This window comes from Streptomyces sp. NPDC002057, from assembly GCF_040296665.1.
Taxonomy (GTDB): domain Bacteria; phylum Actinomycetota; class Actinomycetes; order Streptomycetales; family Streptomycetaceae; genus Streptomyces.
On record NZ_JBEOXR010000064.1, the window covers coordinates 1 to 15,785 of the forward strand.

The following is a 15,785-nucleotide window of genomic DNA, read 5'->3' on the forward strand; positions in this document are numbered from 1 at the left end:
CCGCCGACGCCGTCACCTCCTCCGGCTCCGGCCTCGACCCCCACATCTCCCCCGAGTACGCCGAACTCCAGGTCCACCGCGTCGCCGAGAAGAACAACCTCACCGTCGCCCAGGTCGACCGACTCGTCGCCGACCACACCGACGACCGCATCCTCGGCTTCATCGGCGAACCCCGCGTCAACGTCCTCCAACTCAACATCGCACTCAAGGAATTGATCCAGGGCTGATGGGCTTATCGAAGCGGCATGAGAGCCGGCGGACCCCGGACACGCGTGGGCCCGCCGGCTCCCGCAGTACGACGGACGACACGAACCACAAGCACCCTACGAACCGCACGTACAAGAGGAAGGCAGCACGCCGATGACGCGGGTGCTGGTGGTCGAGGACGACGCGCAGCTCGCACGAGCTCTGGTGATCAACCTGCGGGCGCGCCGATACGTGGTGGACGCGGCGCCGGACGGCGCCACGGCACTGGCCCTCGCCGCTTCCGAACCGCCGGACGTGCTGATCGTCGACCTGGGGCTGCCGGACATGGACGGCGTCGATGTCATCAGGGCGGTGCGGCGCTGGAGCCGATCCCCCGTCCTCGTCCTCTCCGCGCGGAGCGGTTCCGAGGACAAGATCCGGGCCCTTGACGCCGGTGCCGACGACTACATGACCAAGCCCTTCAGCATGGACGAGCTCCTGGCGCGGCTGCGGGCCGCCACCCGGCGCACGGCCGCGGCGCCGGCGGAGGCACCGGCCACGGGCGGCCGCGTCGTCACCGACGAGTTCACCGTCGACCTGGTGGCGAAGAAGGTGAAGCGGGTGGACCGGGACGTACGGCTCACCCCGACCGAGTGGCATCTGCTGGAGATCCTGATCTGCAACCCGGGGTGCCTCATCAGCCAGCGCCGGCTGCTCCAGGAGGTGTGGGGCCCGACCTCCAGCACGAAGACGAACTACCTGCGGGTCTACATGGCCCAGCTGCGACGAAAACTGGAAGTGGATCCGTCGCATCCCCGCTATCTGATCACCGAACCCGGTATGGGCTACCGGTTCGAACCGTAGAGCCGTAGGAGAGACGCAGAACATGGGACGCGGAAAGCTGCGTATCTACCTGGGAGCGGCGCCTGGCGTCGGCAAGACGTACTCCATGCTCTCCGAGGGGCACCGGCGCGTCGAACGCGGGACGGACTGCGTCGTCGCCTTCGTCGAGCACCACCATCGGCCCCGTACCGAGGTCATGCTGCACGGGCTGGAGACGATTCCGCGCCGGACGATCGAGTACCGGGGGACCTCCTTCACGGAGATGGACGTGGACGCCGTGCTGGCGCGGCGGCCCGCCGTCGCGCTCGTCGACGAGCTGCCGCACACGAACGTTCCGGGCTCGCGGAACGCCAAGCGCTGGCAGGACGTCGAGGAGCTGCTCGCGGCCGGCATCGACGTGGTGTCGACGGTCAACATCCAGCACCTGGAGTCCCTCGGGGACGTCGTCGAGGCCATCACGGGCATCCGGCAGAAGGAGACCGTCCCGGACGAGGTCGTCCGGCGGGCCGACCAGATCGAGCTGGTCGACATGTCGCCCCAGGCGCTGCGCCGCCGCATGGCCCACGGCAACATCTACAAGCCGGACAAGGTCGATGCCGCCCTGTCCAACTACTTCCGCCCCGGCAACCTCACCGCCCTGCGCGAGCTGGCCCTGCTCTGGACGGCCGACCGGGTCGACGAGTACCTCCAGGAGTACCGGACCGCGCACCGCGTCTCCACGATCTGGGGCTCCCGGGAACGCATCGTCGTCGGCCTCACCGGCGGGCCGGAGGGCCGCACCTTGATACGCCGTGCCGTACGGCTGGCCGAGAAGGGCGCGGGCGGCGAGGTGCTCGCCGTCTACATCTCGCGCAGCGACGGTCTGACCTCGGCGTCGCCCAAGGAGCTGGCGGTCCAGCGGACCCTCGTCGAGGACCTGGGAGGCACCTTCCACCACGTCGTCGGCGACGACGTCTCCGCCGGGCTGCTCGAGTTCGCGCGCGGGGTGAACGCCACCCAGATCGTGCTCGGGGTGAGCAGGCGCCGCTCCTGGCAGTACCTCCTCGGACCCGGCGTCAGCGCGACCGTCGCCCGCGAGTCCGGACCCGACCTCGACGTCCACATCGTCACGCACGACGAGGCGGCCAAGGGCCGCCGACTGCCCGTCTCCGGGGGCGCCCGGCTCAGCCGCTCCCGGACCGTCCGGGGCTGGCTCGTCGGCCTGGCCGGTCCGGCCCTGCTCACGCTGCTGCTCAGCACCGCGGTACCCGACGTGGGCCTGGCCAACGACGTACTGCTCTACCTCACGCTCACCGTCGCCTCGGCACTGCTCGGTGGACTCAAGCCGGCCCTGGCCTCCGCCGCCGTCGGGTCGCTGCTCCTGAACTGGTTCTTCACCCCGCCGATACACCAGCTCACCATCGCCGACCCGCGCAACATCGTCGCCCTGGTGGTCTTCGTGGGCGTGGCGATCTCGGTGGCCTCGGTCGTGGATCTGGCAGCGCGCCGGACGCACCAGGCCGCCCGTCTGCGGGCCGAGTCGGAGACCCTGTCCTTCCTCGCCGGGAGTGTCCTGCGGGGCGAGACGACGCTCGAAGCGCTCCTCGAACGGGTCCGGGAGAGCTTCTCCATGGAGTCGGTAGCCCTCCTTGAACGCCCCCACCAGACGGAGGCGTGGTCCTGCGTCGCCGTCGTCGGCCACCCGCCGGCCGAGCGCCCGGAGGACGCGGACGTCGACATGCCGGTCGGAGACCACCTCGCGCTCGCGCTCACCGGCCGGGTGCTGCCCGCGGAGGACCGGCGCGTGCTCGGCGCCTTCGCCGCCCAGGCCGCGGTCGTCCTCGACCGGCAGCGGCTGGTCGGTGAGGCGGAGGAGGCCCGGAAGCTGGCGGAGGGCAACAAGATCCGTACGTCGCTCCTCGCGGCCGTCAGCCATGACCTGCGTACCCCGCTCGCCGGCATCAAGGCCTCGGTCACGTCGCTGCGCTCCGACGATGTGGAGTGGTCGGAGGAGGACCGCGCCGAGCTCCTCGAAGGCATCGAGGCCGGTGCCGACCGCCTCGACCACCTCGTCGGCAACCTGCTCGACATGTCCCGCCTGGAGACGGGGACCGTCACCGCCGTCATCCGGGAGACCGACCTCGACGAGGTCGTCCCGATGGCGCTGCTCGGGGTCCCGGAGGACAGCGTGGAACTCGACATCCCCGAGACGCTCCCGATGGTCGCCGTCGACCGAGGCCTGCTGGAACGGGCCGTCGCCAACATCGTGGAGAACGCGGTCAAGTACAGCTCGCCCGGTCAGCCCGTACTCGTCTCGGCGAGCGCTCTGGCGGACCGCGTGGAACTCCGGGTGGTCGACCGCGGTCCGGGCGTCCCGGACGAGGCCAAGGACCGCATCTTCGGCGCCTTCCAGCGCTACGGCGACGCCCCGCGAGGAGAGGGCGTCGGCCTCGGCCTCGCGGTGGCGCGGGGGTTCCTGGAGTCGATGGGCGGCACGCTGACGGCCGAGGACACCCCCGGCGGCGGGCTCACCATGACGGTCACCCTGCGGATGACGGACGCGGCACCTCGACCGGTCACGGAGATGGCGGCCGAAGTGACGACCTGACGGGGGAGGGGAGTTCCCGCCCCCGGCGGTCCCCGGCCCCGGCCCCGGCCCCCGGCGCGGGGTCGGGCGAGAAGACGCCGGGGTGATCACCATGAGGGCCGGAGCCGTGGCGTGGCCGGCGGAGGAGGCGGTCAGCCGCCGACGTGGATGCCGGGTCGGCGGTCGGGGTCGGGTTCGTGTTTGCGGATGATCTCGCGGGTGACGGGGGCGGTGTCGCCCCGGCCGAGGAGGAAGTAGCGGAGCATGTGCTTGAGCGGGCTGCCCTCGGCCCAGGCGAAGTAGCACTGGGGCCGCACGCCGGTGGTGTCGCGCAGCGCGAGGAGCACGGCGGCGATGGCGTTGGGGGCGGCCGGGGCCTCGGCCCGCAGGATCCGGTATCCGTCGACCTCGACGCCGTGCACGGTCAGGACCTCGCTGAAGTCGGACGGGTCGACCACGTCGATCTCCAGGAACAGCACGTCCGCGGGTCCGGGGACCGGGTTGGTGCCGCGCTGCTCCCGTTCCTTGTCGCGGTATTCGGCCATGTCGCCGGCCTGGCGGCGGTTGGCGATGATGTTGATGGCGTTGTCGTGGGCCAGGGTGTCGGCGATGAACCGGCGGGCCGCCTCGTCGAAGACCAGGCTGTCGGCGCGCAGTTCCGTGGTGCGTGACACGCGGGATATCAGCGACACGAGGATGATGCCGGCGATGAAGAACCCGGAGATGGTGATGCCGTCGGGCTTGTCGACGATGTTGTAGACCAGGGCGTAGAGCAGGACCAGGGTGAGCAGCGCGAAACCGGTGGCGACCGCCCTGCGCCCCCGGCGTGCCACGGAGACGGTGACAGCGAAGGCGCCGGAGACCATCATGGCCAGGATTCCGGTGGCGTAGGCGCCGGCCTGGGCGTCGACGTCGGCGTCGAAGGCGATGGTGATGAGGATGCACAGGGCGGTGTAGACGAGGACCACGGGCCGCACCGCGCGTCCCCATTCGGGGGCCATCCCGTACTCGGGCAGGTAGCGGGGCACGATGTTGATCAGTCCCGCCATGGCGGAGGCGCCGGCGAACCACAGGATCAGGATCGTGCTGATGTCGTAGACAGTGCCGAACGCCTCTCCGACGTGCTCGTGGGCCAGCCAGGCCAGGGCGCGTCCGTTCGCCGCGCCGCCGGGCTGGAACTCGTCCTCGGGGATGAGGACGGTGGTGACGAAACTGGAGGCGAGCAGGTAGACGCTCATGACGAGCGCGGCGCTGGTCAGGAGCCTGCGGGTGTTGCGGATGCGTGAGCGGAGCCGTTCCCCGGCGTCGGCGCCGTCGGCGGAGACCAGCGGCATCATGCTGACTCCGGTCTCGAAGCCGGACAGGCCGAGCACGAGCAGCGGGAAGGCGAGGAGCGCGGGCGTCATCAGGTCGCCGAAGCCCGCGCCGCCTTCCAGGAGCGCGTCGGTCCAGGCCGTGAACGCGCCCGGAGTGGTGATCACGTGGACCAGGCCGACACCGATGACGACGGCGTTGAGGGCGAGGAAGATCGCGACCAGGGGGATGGCGACGCTGACGGCCTCGCTGAAGCCGAGCAGGAAGACACCGCCGAGAACCAGCAGCAGCGCCACGGTGAGGGCCACCTCATGGCCGTGGAGGGCTTCGGGGAAGAACGGGTTCTCCACCACGTGGACGGAGGCGTCCGCCGTCGACAGGGTGATGGTGATGATCCACGAGGTGGCCACGAAGCCGAGCAGGACCAGGACGAACAGCTTGCCCCACCAGAAGGGCAGCAGGTCCTCCAGCATCGCCACCGATCCCGCGCCGTGCGGGCTCGCCTTGGCCACCCGCCGGTACATCGGCAGCATGCCGAGCAGGGTCAGCGCCACGATCAGCAGCGTCGCCAGGGGGGAGACCGCACCCGCCGCGAGCGCGGCGATGGCCGGCACGTAGGCAAGGCTGGAGAAGTAGTCGACCCCGGTCAGACACATCACCTTCCACCAGGCGTGCGACTCGGCCTGCCCGCCACCGGCCGCTCCGGCGGGCTGCACCTGGTGGCGCAGCATCCACCGCGCCAGCCGCCCGGTCGGCTGCGGTCGCAGCGCGGGGCTGTCCACCACCTCGGGCACGGCGGCCGGGGCCATCGCGTCCTTCATGTCTCCCATCGACTTTCCTCGCTCCCGCCCGCAGGCCTGACGATCACCGCACTCGCGGCGACGCGACCACCGAGTATGGGACCTCCAGGCAGCCCGTCCGACCCGCGCGGGAACGCCTCCCGCGTCTTCGCGCGGGGCGGTCCCGACGAATCCGGCGGCCCTCCGGGGAAGCGGGTCCGGGGGTGGGGACGGAGCGTTCCGCCGGGGCGCGGGACGACGGGGACCCCCGCTTCGAGAAGCCGCACCGGGCTGTCGACACCGGAGCGACGGTGCCCGCCACGGATGGCGCCCCTCGGGGCGGAGCACCTCCTGCCCCGGCCAACAGGCGTTCCCACCTGGGCTATCGAGCCGGTGAGGAGCTAGGGGCGCCGGAACAGATCGATCCCGACAGCCGCCATGAACAACCACGCGCCGACCCCCAGCAGCCACAACGCGCCATAGGCGGCCCCCAGCGCGATCAGGCACACACCCACCACGGCGAGAGCGTGCACAGCTCGCCGCACGTCACGATCGGGACCCCAGGAATCAGCCACACCAGGAGGCTCCCGGCACCTCACCCTCTCCTCGCCCCGCGACAAAATTCCTGTCGCGTTCTTAACGCGCGACTTCCCGCTGGGCCGGACGCTCCGTGGGAACGTCGACGGTGCGCGGAGACCGCTCCGGGGCCGACCCGGGCATCCCCGCGGACGGCCCCCCCCGGCGCGCGCGAGTAAGTTGCCCCTACACACGGCGCGAACAAGGGGTGACGCATGGATACGGAGCGTGACGACACGGGTGATGCCATCGGGCTGCCACCGGCGGTCGTGGATTGCGCCCTGTACGAGGACGGCCGCAGGCTGCCCGGCCAGGTGAGTCTGGAGAAGATACTGGAGCGGATAGACCCGAAGGCGGGCCGCTTCGCCTGGATCGGCCTGTACGAGCCCACCGCCGAGCAGCTCCAGACGGTCGCGGATCGGCCTGCACCCCCTCGCCGTGGAGGACGCCGTCCATGCCCACCAGCGGCCCAAGCTGGAACGCTACGGCGACATCCTCTTCCTGGTCCTGAAGACCATCGTGTACGTGGAGCACGAGAAGATCACCTCGACCAGCGAGATCGTCGACACCGGCGAGATCATGGTCTTCGCCGGCCCCGGCTTCGCCATCACCGTCCGCCACGGCAGCGCACCGCCCCTGGACAGGGTGCGCCGATCGCTCCAGGACGACCCCGAGCACCTCGGGTGCGGACCGGCCGCCGTCCTGCACGCGGTCGCCGACATGGTCGTCGACCGCTACCTCGACGTCGCCGACGCCTTCGCCGGAGACGTCGACACCCTGGAGAACGAGGTTTTCTCACCCGACCTTCCGGTCGACGCCGCCCGCATCTACCAGCTCAAACGAGAACTCCTCGAATTCAAGCGCGCCGTCACACCGCTCACTTCGGCCCTCCAGCGCCTCAGCGAGGGAACCATCCCGCAGATCCCTCCGCAGGTGTCCGCCTACTTCCGTGACGTCGCGGACCACCATCAGCGCGTCAGCGAACAGATCGTCACCTTCGACGAGCTCATCACCGGCATGCTCAGCGCCAGCATCGCTCAACTCGGCGTGCAGCAGAACGCCGACATGCGCCGCATCAGCGCCTGGGCGGCCCTCGTCGCCGTGCCCACCATGGTCGTAGGCATCTACGGCATGAACTTCGACCACATGCCCGAGCTGAGGTCCCCTTACGGCTACCCGGCGGTCCTGACCGTCATCGTCATCGCCTGCGCCGTCATCCATCGCGCCCTGAGCCGCAACAAGTGGCTCTAGAGTCCGGCCACTCGTACCGCTCACCAGCCGCCGCGCCGGACGCCCAGCGGCGGCGAGGCGGAAGCCGACGGGATACCGCGCCCGGCGCCCGGAACGCGTCCCTGGCGGCCTCGGCCTCGCACGAAGGCGGGAGGGCGCACAGCCGCACGCGGCAGGGCCCCGACCCAAGGGGGAGGTCGGGGCCCTGCGGTGCGAGGGGCGGTCAGCGCCGGAAGCTGTCCTTGACGTCTTCCTTGGCCTCACGGGCCTCGCCCTTGGCCTGATCCGTGTGACCCTCGGCCTTCATGCGGTCGTTGCCGACCATGCGGCCCATGGCCTCCTTGGCCTTGCCCCTGGCCTGCTCGACCTGCGCCTTGGTCTTCTCCGTGCCCGACATCGGGACCTCCTCGTGAATGAACCGGTTTGGTCGTGACCGACGCCTGCTCCCGATCGGCACCCTCAAACCTCGTGCCGCGGTCGCCGTCGACCGGGAGGCGCGGAATCCTCGCCCGCCCTGCCCGTACGGGGGCCGCTCCGGGCCGGTCGTGACGGGGCTGAGCCGGTGCCGTCGGCGACCGAGGAATCCCATCGGCATCGCACGCATGAGCGAAGAGGGGTGGGGCATACGGCGCCTCGGAGGTTGATAACGATGGTTCCCCTGCTGCTCGTCCTACTGCTCGTGCTCGTCCTGTTCGGCGCCGGCTTCGCGCTCAACGCCCTGTGGTGGGTCGCGGTCGTGCTGCTGGTCCTGTGGCTGCTCGGATTCGTCGCCCGACCCAAGGGCGGCAGCGGCCGTTGGTACCGCTGGTAGCGGCCTCACCGATACCCGAACGGCAAGACCGTGGGCCCACCACCTGACGGGTGGTGGGCCCACCACCGTGTCCCGCCTGTGCGGTCACGCGCGACCCCGCGTGTGACTCCGGGACCCGGAGGGGACCTTCGACGCCCTCGGAGGTTCCGTGTACCCAAGGCCCGAACGAGGAGTGCCGAATGACCGACCACGACCACTCACCTGCCCGTACGACGGACACCGCCGCCGGGCGCGGGGACGCGGACGAGAGAATTCACCGCATCCGAAGACGCCTGGAGCGGCTCATCGGTATCGCGGCCACCGAGGGAAACACCGTGCGGCCCCTGCGCAACGGGGACGAGATCTTCGCCGCGATGCTCGACGCGATCGGCGGCGCCCGCCACACCGTCGACATGATGACCTTCGTCTACTGGCGGGGCGAGATCGCGCGGCGTTTCGCCGATGCCCTGACCGACCGGGCGCGTGCGGGGGTGAGGGTGCGGCTGCTCCTGGACGGCTTCGGCAGCCGTCTGATCGAGCGGGAGCTGCTGGACCGGATGAGCGAGGCCGGAGTGGAGGTCGCCTGGTTCCGCAAACCGCTCTATCTCTCCCCCCTCAAGCAGAACCACCGCTGCCACCGCAAGGTCCTCGTGGTCGACGAGCAGACGGCCTTCACCGGGGGCGTCGGGATCGCCGAGGAATGGTGCGGTGACGCACGCAACCCCGGCGAATGGCGGGACACCCACGTCGAGGTCCGAGGGCCCGCCGTCGACGGCGTCGCCGCCGCCTTCGCGCAGAACTGGGCCGAGTGCCACGCGGAACTCTTCGACGCACGCGACCGGTTCGTCAGCCACGAGCCGAGCGGGGACGCCATCGTGCAGGTGGTCCGCGGCTCCGCCAGCTTCGGCTGGCAGGACATGCAGACCCTGATGCGAGTGATTCTCGAATCGGCCGAGGAGCGGGTCCGCCTCGCGACCGCCTACTTCGCCCCCGACACCTACTTCGTCGACCTGCTGTGCGCCACTGCCCGGCGCGGTGTGAGGGTCGAGATCCTGCTGCCCGGCCCCCACACCGACAAGCGTGTCTGCCAGTTGGCCGGCCAGCACCACTACGAAGCGCTGACCGCCTGCGGCGTACTCATCCACGAGTACCAGCCGACCATGATGCACGCGAAGGTCATGACCATGGACGGGGTCGTCTCCCTGATCGGCTCCACCAACTTCAACCGCCGCTCCCTCGACCACGACGAGGAGGTCATGCTCGCCGTCATGGACGCGGAGTTCACCTCCACCCTCGACGCGCACTACGACGAGGACCTCGGGGCCAGCGACCTGATACGTCCGGACCGCTGGAAGCGGCGCTCGCTGCTGCGGCGCGCCGGGGAGACCGCGGTACTGCCCATCCGCCGCTACCTGTAGCAGGAAGCGGCGGACGGGGTGCCTCCGCCCCGCGGCGTCGGCGGGCGCCGCGGTCAGTCCTCGTCGCGGCTCGCGTAGCGGGAGCGCGCCCAGAAGGGCAGGACGAACCAGCAGCACAGGTACCAGGCCACGACTCCGGCCACCAGCCACGGTACGTAGTGGTCGTGCGTCGCCACGCGCAGGATCAGGAAGAGCGAGGACGTCAGAGTGGCGAGGAGCAGCACGAGGCCGGTGAAGGTGAGCCGCGAGGCCCAGGCGACGCCGTGGGGCTTGAGGTTCCGTCCCGACACGATGCGGTGGAACGCCACCGGTGCGATGAGGGCCCCGGTGGAGAGGGAACCGAGCACGACCGTGATGAGGTAGATCGTCTTGTCGGTCTGTCCCAGGTCCTGGAAGGTCGGGGTGAAGACCACGGTGAGCAGGAAGCCCAGCATGATCTGCACTCCGGTCTGGGCGACCCGTATCTCCTGCATGAGCTCGGTCCACCGCCGGTCCGCACGTTCCTCGTGCGTCTCGTCACGTGCGGTTCTCTGATCCTCGGTACCGCTCACACTCTTCTCCTCCGTCGCAGCCATGGCGCCCTCCTGCCCCGGACCGCGACACGCATTCGCAGTCATGTTCGATGGGGGCGCGAGGGTTCGTCCGTGAGAGGTGGCCATGCGACGCCGCGCGAGCCAGCGTGCGGGTTCCGGCTTGACCTTCTACCTGGGTCGAAGGTCTACCGTTGGGAGGTGAGCACGATGCGGATCTCCCAGCTGGCCGAGCGCTCCGGCGTGCCGGCGACGACCCTGCGTTTCTACGAGGGCGCCGGACTCCTGCCCGCCGACCGCACCCCGGCCGGCTACCGGCTCTACGGCGAAGGAGCGGTCGAGCGGCTCGCGTTCATCGGCGCGGCCAAACACCTCGGGCTGCCGCTGGAGGAGATCGGCGAGTTGCTGGCGGTGTGGGAGGCGGGTGCCTGCCGGGACGTGAGGGCCGACCTGCGGCCGCGGATTACCGCCCGCCTTGCCGAGGCCGAGTCGCGAGCCGCCGAACTGGCCGCGTTCACGGCCTCCCTGCACACGGCCCTGGAGCGCCTGGACGCCCTGCCCGACCGTGCGAGCCCCTGCGACCCCGCGTGCGGCTTCCTCGATCCGCCGGCTCCGGGCACTGCCGGCCCGCGACCGGTGGACGTGGTGCCGGCACCCGGTCGCCGGGCCGCCGAGACAGAGGCATGGCGGACGGCGCCGGTGGCCTGCTCCCTGACCGGCGACGGATCGCGCGAACGGACCGCCCAGTGGCGCGAGGTGGTCGAGGGCGCCGAGCGGACCGCGGTCCCCGACGGGCTGCGCCTGACCATGCCCGTCGACCGGACGGCGCGGGTGGCGGAGCTGGCGGCAGCCGAACAGCGGTGCTGCCCGTTCTTCGACTTCCGCCTCCACCTCGACGGCCCACGGCTTCACCTGGAGGTCCGCGCCCCGGCCGACGGTGCCGGACCGCTGACCGCTCTGTTCGGCCCGGCCGCCTGACCGCGCCCACCCCTTCCCACCCGGTTCCTTCGCCCTGGAGAGTCTTCGCCGTGCTCGTCGCCCGTTCCATCGCCCTGTTCGCCGTCGCCGCGCTGTTCGAGATCGGGGGCGCTTGGCTGGTCTGGCAGGGCATCCGGGAGCACAGGGGATGGATCTGGATCGGTGCCGGCGTCATCGCGCTGGGGCTGTACGGGGTGGTGGCCACCTTGCAGTCCGACGACGACTTCGGCCGGATCCTCGCGGCGTACGGTGGCATCTTCGTCGCCGGGTCGATCGCGTGGGGCATGGTCGCCGACGGTTACCGCCCCGACCGCTTCGACGTCATCGGCGCGCTGGTCTGTCTCGCCGGGATGGCGGTCATCATGTACGCCCCGCGCAGCCACTGACCTGCCGCGTCGCTGGGGCGCGAGCCCGGCGCCCGGCGCGCTCGTGGGGCGGGCCGGGCTGCCGGGAGGGTGCGACGGTGCCGGACGGAGGTGCGGCCCGGCTCGCGGCCGCCGCGCTGTTCACGAGCAGCAGGCGCACCCCGGCTCGCAGCCGCACGCGTCCGCCTCGGCGGCGTCGCAGGCGGCTGCCGGCGCGTGGGCGGTGGGTGCGCAGCAGCCCTTGCCCTGCCAGGCGTCGCGGCCTTCCTTGACCGCTACGGCGGCGATGACGAGAGCGGCGATGGGATCGGCCCAGGACCAGCCGAGGGTGGCGTTGAGGACGAGGCCGAGAAGGAGGACGGCGGAGAGGTAGGTGCACAGCAGGGTCTGTCTGGAGTCGGCGACCGCGGAGGCGGATCCGAGTCGGCGGCCGGCGCGGCGCTGGGCGGCGGAGAGGAACGGCATGATCGCCAGGGAGAGACAGGCGATGACGATGCCGGGGATCGAGCGGTCGGCCTCGCCGGTGCCGGCCAGGGCTCGTACGGCGTCGACCGTTACGTAGACGGCGAGGGCGAAGAAGGAGACTGCGATGATCCGCAGGGTGGTCTTCTCCCGGGCCTCGCGCACCGCGTGGTCGCGGGCGGAGAACTGCCAGGCGACCGCCCCCGCGGAGGACACCTCGATCACGGAGCCCAGGCCGAACCCGATCAGGGCGGTGGAGGAGGCGATCGTCCCGGCGGTGATCGCGACCACCGCCTCGATGACGTTGTAGGTGATCGTGGCGGCGACCAGGAGCCGTATCCGGCGGGCGAGCGCGTCGCGGCGGTCCAAGGGCGGCCCGAGAGATGTCACGGCCATCTCAGCAGCAGTCCTTCGTGGCGGCGTCCGGGCAGGTCTTGTCGGTCTCGACGGCCACCATGGCGGCGAGGAGATGGTCCAGGGCGTGGCCGAGACGTGCGTCGGCGAGTTCGTAGCGGGTGCGGCGGCCGTTGGGCACGGTGACGACGAGGCCGCAGTCGCGCAGGCAGGCCAGGTGGTTGGACAGCCGGGTCCTGGAGACGTCGAGCGCGTCGGCGAGGTCGGCGGGGTAGGCCGGGGCCTGGCGCAGGGCGAGCAGGACGCGGCAGCGGATCGGGTCGGCGAGCGCGCGGCCGAAGCGGGCCAGCACGTCGATGTCGGAGGCAACGGTCAGCACCCGATGAGAGTACATCTGATCCTGAATTCAGAAAAGCGTGAACTTAGGATCGGCGGGTGATGCCCAGCTGCGCCCAGTCAGCGCCGTGTACGGCTCCGCGGACCCGCGCCGGACGCACGCCGTCCGTGTCGGCCGCATCGGCTGACCCGCGCCGCCGAGCCCGGACTCCGAGCGCCATGGACGGCCGTTCATCGCAGGGGAATGCGGTCGGTCAGCGCGGCCCGCAGCCGGTCCAGCTCCACGCTGCCCGTCGTGCCCTCCGCGCACGTCAGCCGCACCCGCCCCTCGGTGTCGAGGGGCAGCACATCGTCAGGCCTGAACTCGAAGAGACGCCGGCCGTCCTTCGCGGGACGCTCCGCCTGCGCGAGCGGCAGCACATAGCGGCCGGGCCGAGGAAGCTGCGTCTGCGATACCGGGTACCAGACCAGGGCGGGGCCGGAGGAGGGGCCGCCGCCGCTGTCCGTGAGGGTGCCGTCGATGTCGAAGCGGAAGGCCGAGCCCTCGGTGACGCCGTCGTCCATCGGGACGGCGCCCGCCCGTAGCTCCCCGTAGACGACCTGGAAGCCCGCCTGCCTGCCGTCTCCCAGGTCGCGGACCGTGCTCCGCAGGCATGGCGCCGATGCTGCCGCATACGGTTCTCCCCGCCCCGAGCTGTCCTTGAGCAGGGCAGGCGCACCCACCGCGGTCGCGAGGACCACGACGGCGGCGCCCGCGGCGGCCCCCAGTCGCCGGCGCGCCAACCCACGGCGCGCCCGGGCGGTGAAGTCGGCGCCGGGTAGGGCCGGGCCCCCGGGCAGCTCCGCGGCCGCGGCGAGCAGCCGCTGCACCCGCTCCTCCTCGGTATGCCGTCGGTCGGTCACGGTCTAACTCCTGTCACAGTCGAACGAGACGGCGGCCAGGACGCCCTCTTCACGCAGGGCGGTCAGCGCACGGGCCGCGCGGCTCTTCACGGTTCCGCGTGAGCAGCCCAGCACACCGGCGATCTCCTCCTCGCTGAGCTGGTGGTAGTAGCGCAGCACGAGCACCGCCCGCTGGGCAGGCGGGAGGAGCCGCAACACCTTGCGTACGGCCACGCCGGTCGCTGTCCGGTCCTCGTGGCCCGCGAGAGCGACTTCCGGCATCTGCTCGGCCGGGATCTCGGCGTGCCACTTCCGTCGGCGGTCCTTGACCAGCAACCGGACCATCGTGGTGCGTGTGTACGCCTCCGCCGCTTCCAGCCGCCCGATCCGGTGCCACGCGCGATAACTGCGCAGCAACGCCTCCTGGGCCAGATCCTCGGCCTGAGGTCCGCCGCCGGTCAGCAGCCTCGCTGTCCGCAGTATCGAGGGGTAGCGCGCGGCCATGAACGCCGTGAATGCCTCGTCCCTGCCGTGCCGCATCCGTTTCACTCCTCGCCGGCCCGCCACCCGGGCCCGTCACCCTTACAGAGGACCCGGACGGCGAAGAGGGTTCCACAGGGGCGAGCGAGCGTGCGCGATCGGCGTCCGGCGGCGCGTGCCGACCGCGGCCGACGCGAACAGGGCCTGTTCTGCCCGAGCCTGTCGGCACACCATGACCTGGGAATCCCAGGCCTGTTGAGATGTGGGCGCCCTCACCGCACCGTCACCCGGTCGAGGCGCACCGCCGGTCCATGGCGTCGAGCAGGCGGCTGGCAGTCCAGTGGGGCCCGCGCCGACGTAGCTCCTCCGACCAGCGCGCGAGCCCCTCGGGGACGTGGTCGAGGAGATCGCGTACAGCGGCACCGGCGTCGTCCTCGGTCAGCGTCGCCGGGTTCAGACACGTGGCCAGCCGTGCGCGCTCGGCGTCGTGAGCGATGGAGAACTGGTCGCTGGAGAAGGGCAGGATCAGCGCCGGAGTGCCGGATGCCACGCACTCGGTGAACGAGTTGTTGCCCCCGTGGTGCACCATGGCGTCGACCCGGTTCAGCAGCCATCGTTGGGGAACGACACGGGCGACGTGCACCCTGGGCCCGGCGAGTCTCGCCAACGCGGGCGCGCCCTCGCCCGCGGCGACCACGACCGCCACGTCCGGACAGTGCGAGAGGATGCCCCGGATCAGCAGCGCCAGTACGTCGTCGCGCGCGGACAGGAAGGTGCCGAGTGCGATCAGCACCAGGCGCCCGGCACCGGACCTGAGCCGCCTGACCACTCCCTCCCACTCCTCGCCGGGTCCCTTCTCCTCCGGGGACACGCAGTGGCCTCCGTGCAGGAAGCGCACACCGGACGGCTGGTGTCTCGGCAACCAGGCGAACCGCGGGTAGTTGAAGACGACAGCGTGCCGGGAGGCGAGGGCGAACGCGCGGCCGGGCGCCGGAACCTGGGGCGCGTACCGGCGTGCGACCGCGGCGAATCGCTCGGTGAACGCGCGATCGTTGCCCAACGCGGCCTGCCTCAGCGCGGCGAGCTCCCGGGCCGCGGGACGGACGGCCCGGGGCCAGGCGTAGGGGACACCGAACAGGGCCTCCGGGCCGTGCGGCAGGTAGGTCGGATGCCCTGGACAGAACGTGGCGAAAGGGAGTCCGAGGCAATGAAGCGCAAGCGTCACCGCGTAGCTCAGCTGGTCGACCACGAACCAGTCGGGAGTGAGCCGCTCCTGGAGGTCGCGGACCTCGGCGAGGACCTTCTCCGGGCCGGCGAGCATGTCCTCGCCGCGGTGACGGGACTGCGTGAGCAGCGCGGCGATCGCGCCCTCGCGGGTGGAGCCGAGGAACTCCTCGAGCCGTTCCGACTCCCGTACGCCCTGTCTCGTGCTCCGGGCGACACCGGTGTTCGCGTTGCGTGACACGGTCAGCGGAACGAAGCGCGCGCCGGCCTCCTCGGCCAGCTGGGCGAAGGGGGGTGCGCACACGAAGCTGACGTCGGAGCCCGCCCGGGCGAGTGCGCCTGCCAGCACCGACAGGGGTTGGGCATGCGACTGGAAGGGTGGACTGATCACCACGACGCGCGGCATCCGACCTCCTACGGCAGGGACGTTCCGCCCTGTCCTTCGCCTCGGAACGTCGCAGCGGATGCGCGT

17 protein-coding genes are annotated in these 15,785 nt (G+C 71.3%); 8 read left to right on the top strand and 9 right to left on the bottom strand.

Annotated features, from left to right (window positions below; genetic code table 11):
- From ABT129_RS33400 to ABT129_RS33410, 3 genes are all read left to right on the top strand, one after another.
- The coding region (locus ABT129_RS33400; RefSeq protein WP_351909145.1) for a potassium-transporting ATPase subunit C at positions 1-227 on the top strand (227 nt) is incomplete at its 5' end.
- 133 nt (positions 228-360) lie between these two features.
- On the top strand, positions 361-1,050 hold the full coding sequence (locus tag ABT129_RS33405) for a response regulator (RefSeq protein WP_351909147.1): 690 nt from the start codon (positions 361-363) through the stop codon (positions 1,048-1,050).
- Between the two features lie 22 nt (positions 1,051-1,072).
- Positions 1,073-3,616: a DUF4118 domain-containing protein gene (locus ABT129_RS33410; protein WP_351909149.1), complete on the top strand. Its 2,544-nt coding sequence runs from the start codon at positions 1,073-1,075 to the stop codon at positions 3,614-3,616.
- A gap of 131 nt (positions 3,617-3,747) precedes the next feature.
- Here the strand turns inward: ABT129_RS33410 and ABT129_RS33415 are convergent, their stop codons facing one another.
- Positions 3,748-5,730: an APC family permease gene (locus ABT129_RS33415; RefSeq protein WP_502981990.1), complete on the bottom strand. Its 1,983-nt coding sequence runs from the start codon at positions 5,728-5,730 to the stop codon at positions 3,748-3,750.
- 359 nt (positions 5,731-6,089) lie between these two features.
- Complete coding sequence (locus tag ABT129_RS33420; protein WP_351909153.1) at positions 6,090-6,263, bottom strand: hypothetical protein; 174 nt, start codon at positions 6,261-6,263, stop codon at positions 6,090-6,092.
- A gap of 439 nt (positions 6,264-6,702) precedes the next feature.
- Between ABT129_RS33420 and ABT129_RS33425 the strand changes: the two genes are divergently transcribed.
- A complete protein-coding gene (locus tag ABT129_RS33425) occupies positions 6,703-7,515 on the top strand; it encodes a magnesium and cobalt transport protein CorA (RefSeq protein WP_351909155.1) in 813 nt (270 codons plus the stop codon).
- 202 nt (positions 7,516-7,717) lie between these two features.
- Here ABT129_RS33425 and ABT129_RS33430 read toward each other — a convergent pair whose 3' ends face one another.
- The gene (locus tag ABT129_RS33430; protein WP_351909156.1) at positions 7,718-7,891 is read right to left on the bottom strand and encodes a CsbD family protein; all 174 of its coding nucleotides are present in this window, start codon (positions 7,889-7,891) and stop codon (positions 7,718-7,720) included.
- 252 nt (positions 7,892-8,143) lie between these two features.
- Between ABT129_RS33430 and ABT129_RS33435 the strand changes: the two genes are divergently transcribed.
- Together ABT129_RS33435 and ABT129_RS33440 are read left to right on the top strand one after the other, a co-directional pair.
- Positions 8,144-8,305, top strand: coding sequence for a DUF5670 family protein (locus tag ABT129_RS33435; RefSeq protein WP_327166277.1), 162 nt, complete (start codon positions 8,144-8,146; stop codon positions 8,303-8,305).
- 179 nt (positions 8,306-8,484) lie between these two features.
- Positions 8,485-9,702, top strand: coding sequence for a phospholipase D-like domain-containing protein (locus ABT129_RS33440; protein WP_351909157.1), 1,218 nt, complete (start codon positions 8,485-8,487; stop codon positions 9,700-9,702).
- Positions 9,703-9,755: 53 nt separating this feature from the next.
- On the opposite strand, the gene ABT129_RS33445 is transcribed toward ABT129_RS33440, so the two are convergent.
- On the bottom strand, positions 9,756-10,277 hold the full coding sequence (locus tag ABT129_RS33445) for a DUF6328 family protein (protein WP_351909159.1): 522 nt from the start codon (positions 10,275-10,277) through the stop codon (positions 9,756-9,758).
- 165 nt (positions 10,278-10,442) lie between these two features.
- Between ABT129_RS33445 and ABT129_RS33450 the strand changes: the two genes are divergently transcribed.
- Positions 10,443-11,210 (top strand): MerR family transcriptional regulator, encoded by a 768-nt coding sequence (locus tag ABT129_RS33450; protein ID WP_351909221.1) that lies wholly within the window; start codon positions 10,443-10,445, stop codon positions 11,208-11,210.
- Between the two features lie 50 nt (positions 11,211-11,260).
- On the top strand, positions 11,261-11,596 hold the full coding sequence (locus ABT129_RS33455; RefSeq protein ID WP_351909161.1) for a YnfA family protein: 336 nt from the start codon (positions 11,261-11,263) through the stop codon (positions 11,594-11,596).
- A gap of 120 nt (positions 11,597-11,716) precedes the next feature.
- Here the strand turns inward: ABT129_RS33455 and ABT129_RS33460 are convergent, their stop codons facing one another.
- The 5 genes from ABT129_RS33460 to ABT129_RS33480 all read right to left on the bottom strand — a co-directional run bounded on the left by ABT129_RS33460 (position 11,717) and on the right by ABT129_RS33480 (position 15,662).
- Positions 11,717-12,433, bottom strand: coding sequence for a cation efflux transmembrane domain-containing protein (locus ABT129_RS33460; RefSeq protein WP_351909163.1), 717 nt, complete (start codon positions 12,431-12,433; stop codon positions 11,717-11,719).
- 1 nt (position 12,434) lies between these two features.
- On the bottom strand, positions 12,435-12,770 hold the full coding sequence (locus ABT129_RS33465; RefSeq protein ID WP_351909165.1) for an ArsR/SmtB family transcription factor: 336 nt from the start codon (positions 12,768-12,770) through the stop codon (positions 12,435-12,437).
- A 188-nt stretch (positions 12,771-12,958) separates the two neighbouring features.
- Positions 12,959-13,630: a hypothetical protein gene (locus tag ABT129_RS33470; protein ID WP_351909167.1), complete on the bottom strand. Its 672-nt coding sequence runs from the start codon at positions 13,628-13,630 to the stop codon at positions 12,959-12,961.
- Positions 13,631-13,633: 3 nt separating this feature from the next.
- Positions 13,634-14,149, bottom strand: a complete 516-nt coding sequence (locus ABT129_RS33475) for a SigE family RNA polymerase sigma factor (protein ID WP_351909169.1) — start codon at positions 14,147-14,149, stop codon at positions 13,634-13,636.
- 223 nt (positions 14,150-14,372) lie between these two features.
- Positions 14,373-15,662, bottom strand: coding sequence for a glycosyltransferase (locus tag ABT129_RS33480; RefSeq protein WP_351909171.1), 1,290 nt, complete (start codon positions 15,660-15,662; stop codon positions 14,373-14,375).
- Between the last annotated feature and the right edge of the window lie 123 nt (positions 15,663-15,785).

What these genes read in the sequence shown, in the direction of transcription:
- ABT129_RS33405 (WP_351909147.1), top strand. Translation starts at nt 361, where the DNA reads ATGACGCGGGTGCTGGTGGTCGAGGACGACGCGCAGCTCGCACGAGCT.
- ABT129_RS33410 (WP_351909149.1), top strand. Translation starts at nt 1,073, where the DNA reads ATGGGACGCGGAAAGCTGCGTATCTACCTGGGAGCGGCGCCTGGCGTC.
- ABT129_RS33415 (WP_502981990.1), bottom strand. Translation starts at nt 5,730, where the DNA reads ATGAAGGACGCGATGGCCCCGGCCGCCGTGCCCGAGGTGGTGGACAGC.
- ABT129_RS33430 (WP_351909156.1), bottom strand. Translation starts at nt 7,891, where the DNA reads ATGTCGGGCACGGAGAAGACCAAGGCGCAGGTCGAGCAGGCCAGGGGC.
- ABT129_RS33435 (WP_327166277.1), top strand. Translation starts at nt 8,144, where the DNA reads ATGGTTCCCCTGCTGCTCGTCCTACTGCTCGTGCTCGTCCTGTTCGGC.
- ABT129_RS33440 (WP_351909157.1), top strand. Translation starts at nt 8,485, where the DNA reads ATGACCGACCACGACCACTCACCTGCCCGTACGACGGACACCGCCGCC.
- ABT129_RS33445 (WP_351909159.1), bottom strand. Translation starts at nt 10,277, where the DNA reads ATGGCTGCGACGGAGGAGAAGAGTGTGAGCGGTACCGAGGATCAGAGA.
- ABT129_RS33450 (WP_351909221.1), top strand. Translation starts at nt 10,443, where the DNA reads ATGCGGATCTCCCAGCTGGCCGAGCGCTCCGGCGTGCCGGCGACGACC.
- ABT129_RS33460 (WP_351909163.1), bottom strand. Translation starts at nt 12,433, where the DNA reads ATGGCCGTGACATCTCTCGGGCCGCCCTTGGACCGCCGCGACGCGCTC.
- ABT129_RS33475 (WP_351909169.1), bottom strand. Translation starts at nt 14,149, where the DNA reads ATGCGGCACGGCAGGGACGAGGCATTCACGGCGTTCATGGCCGCGCGC.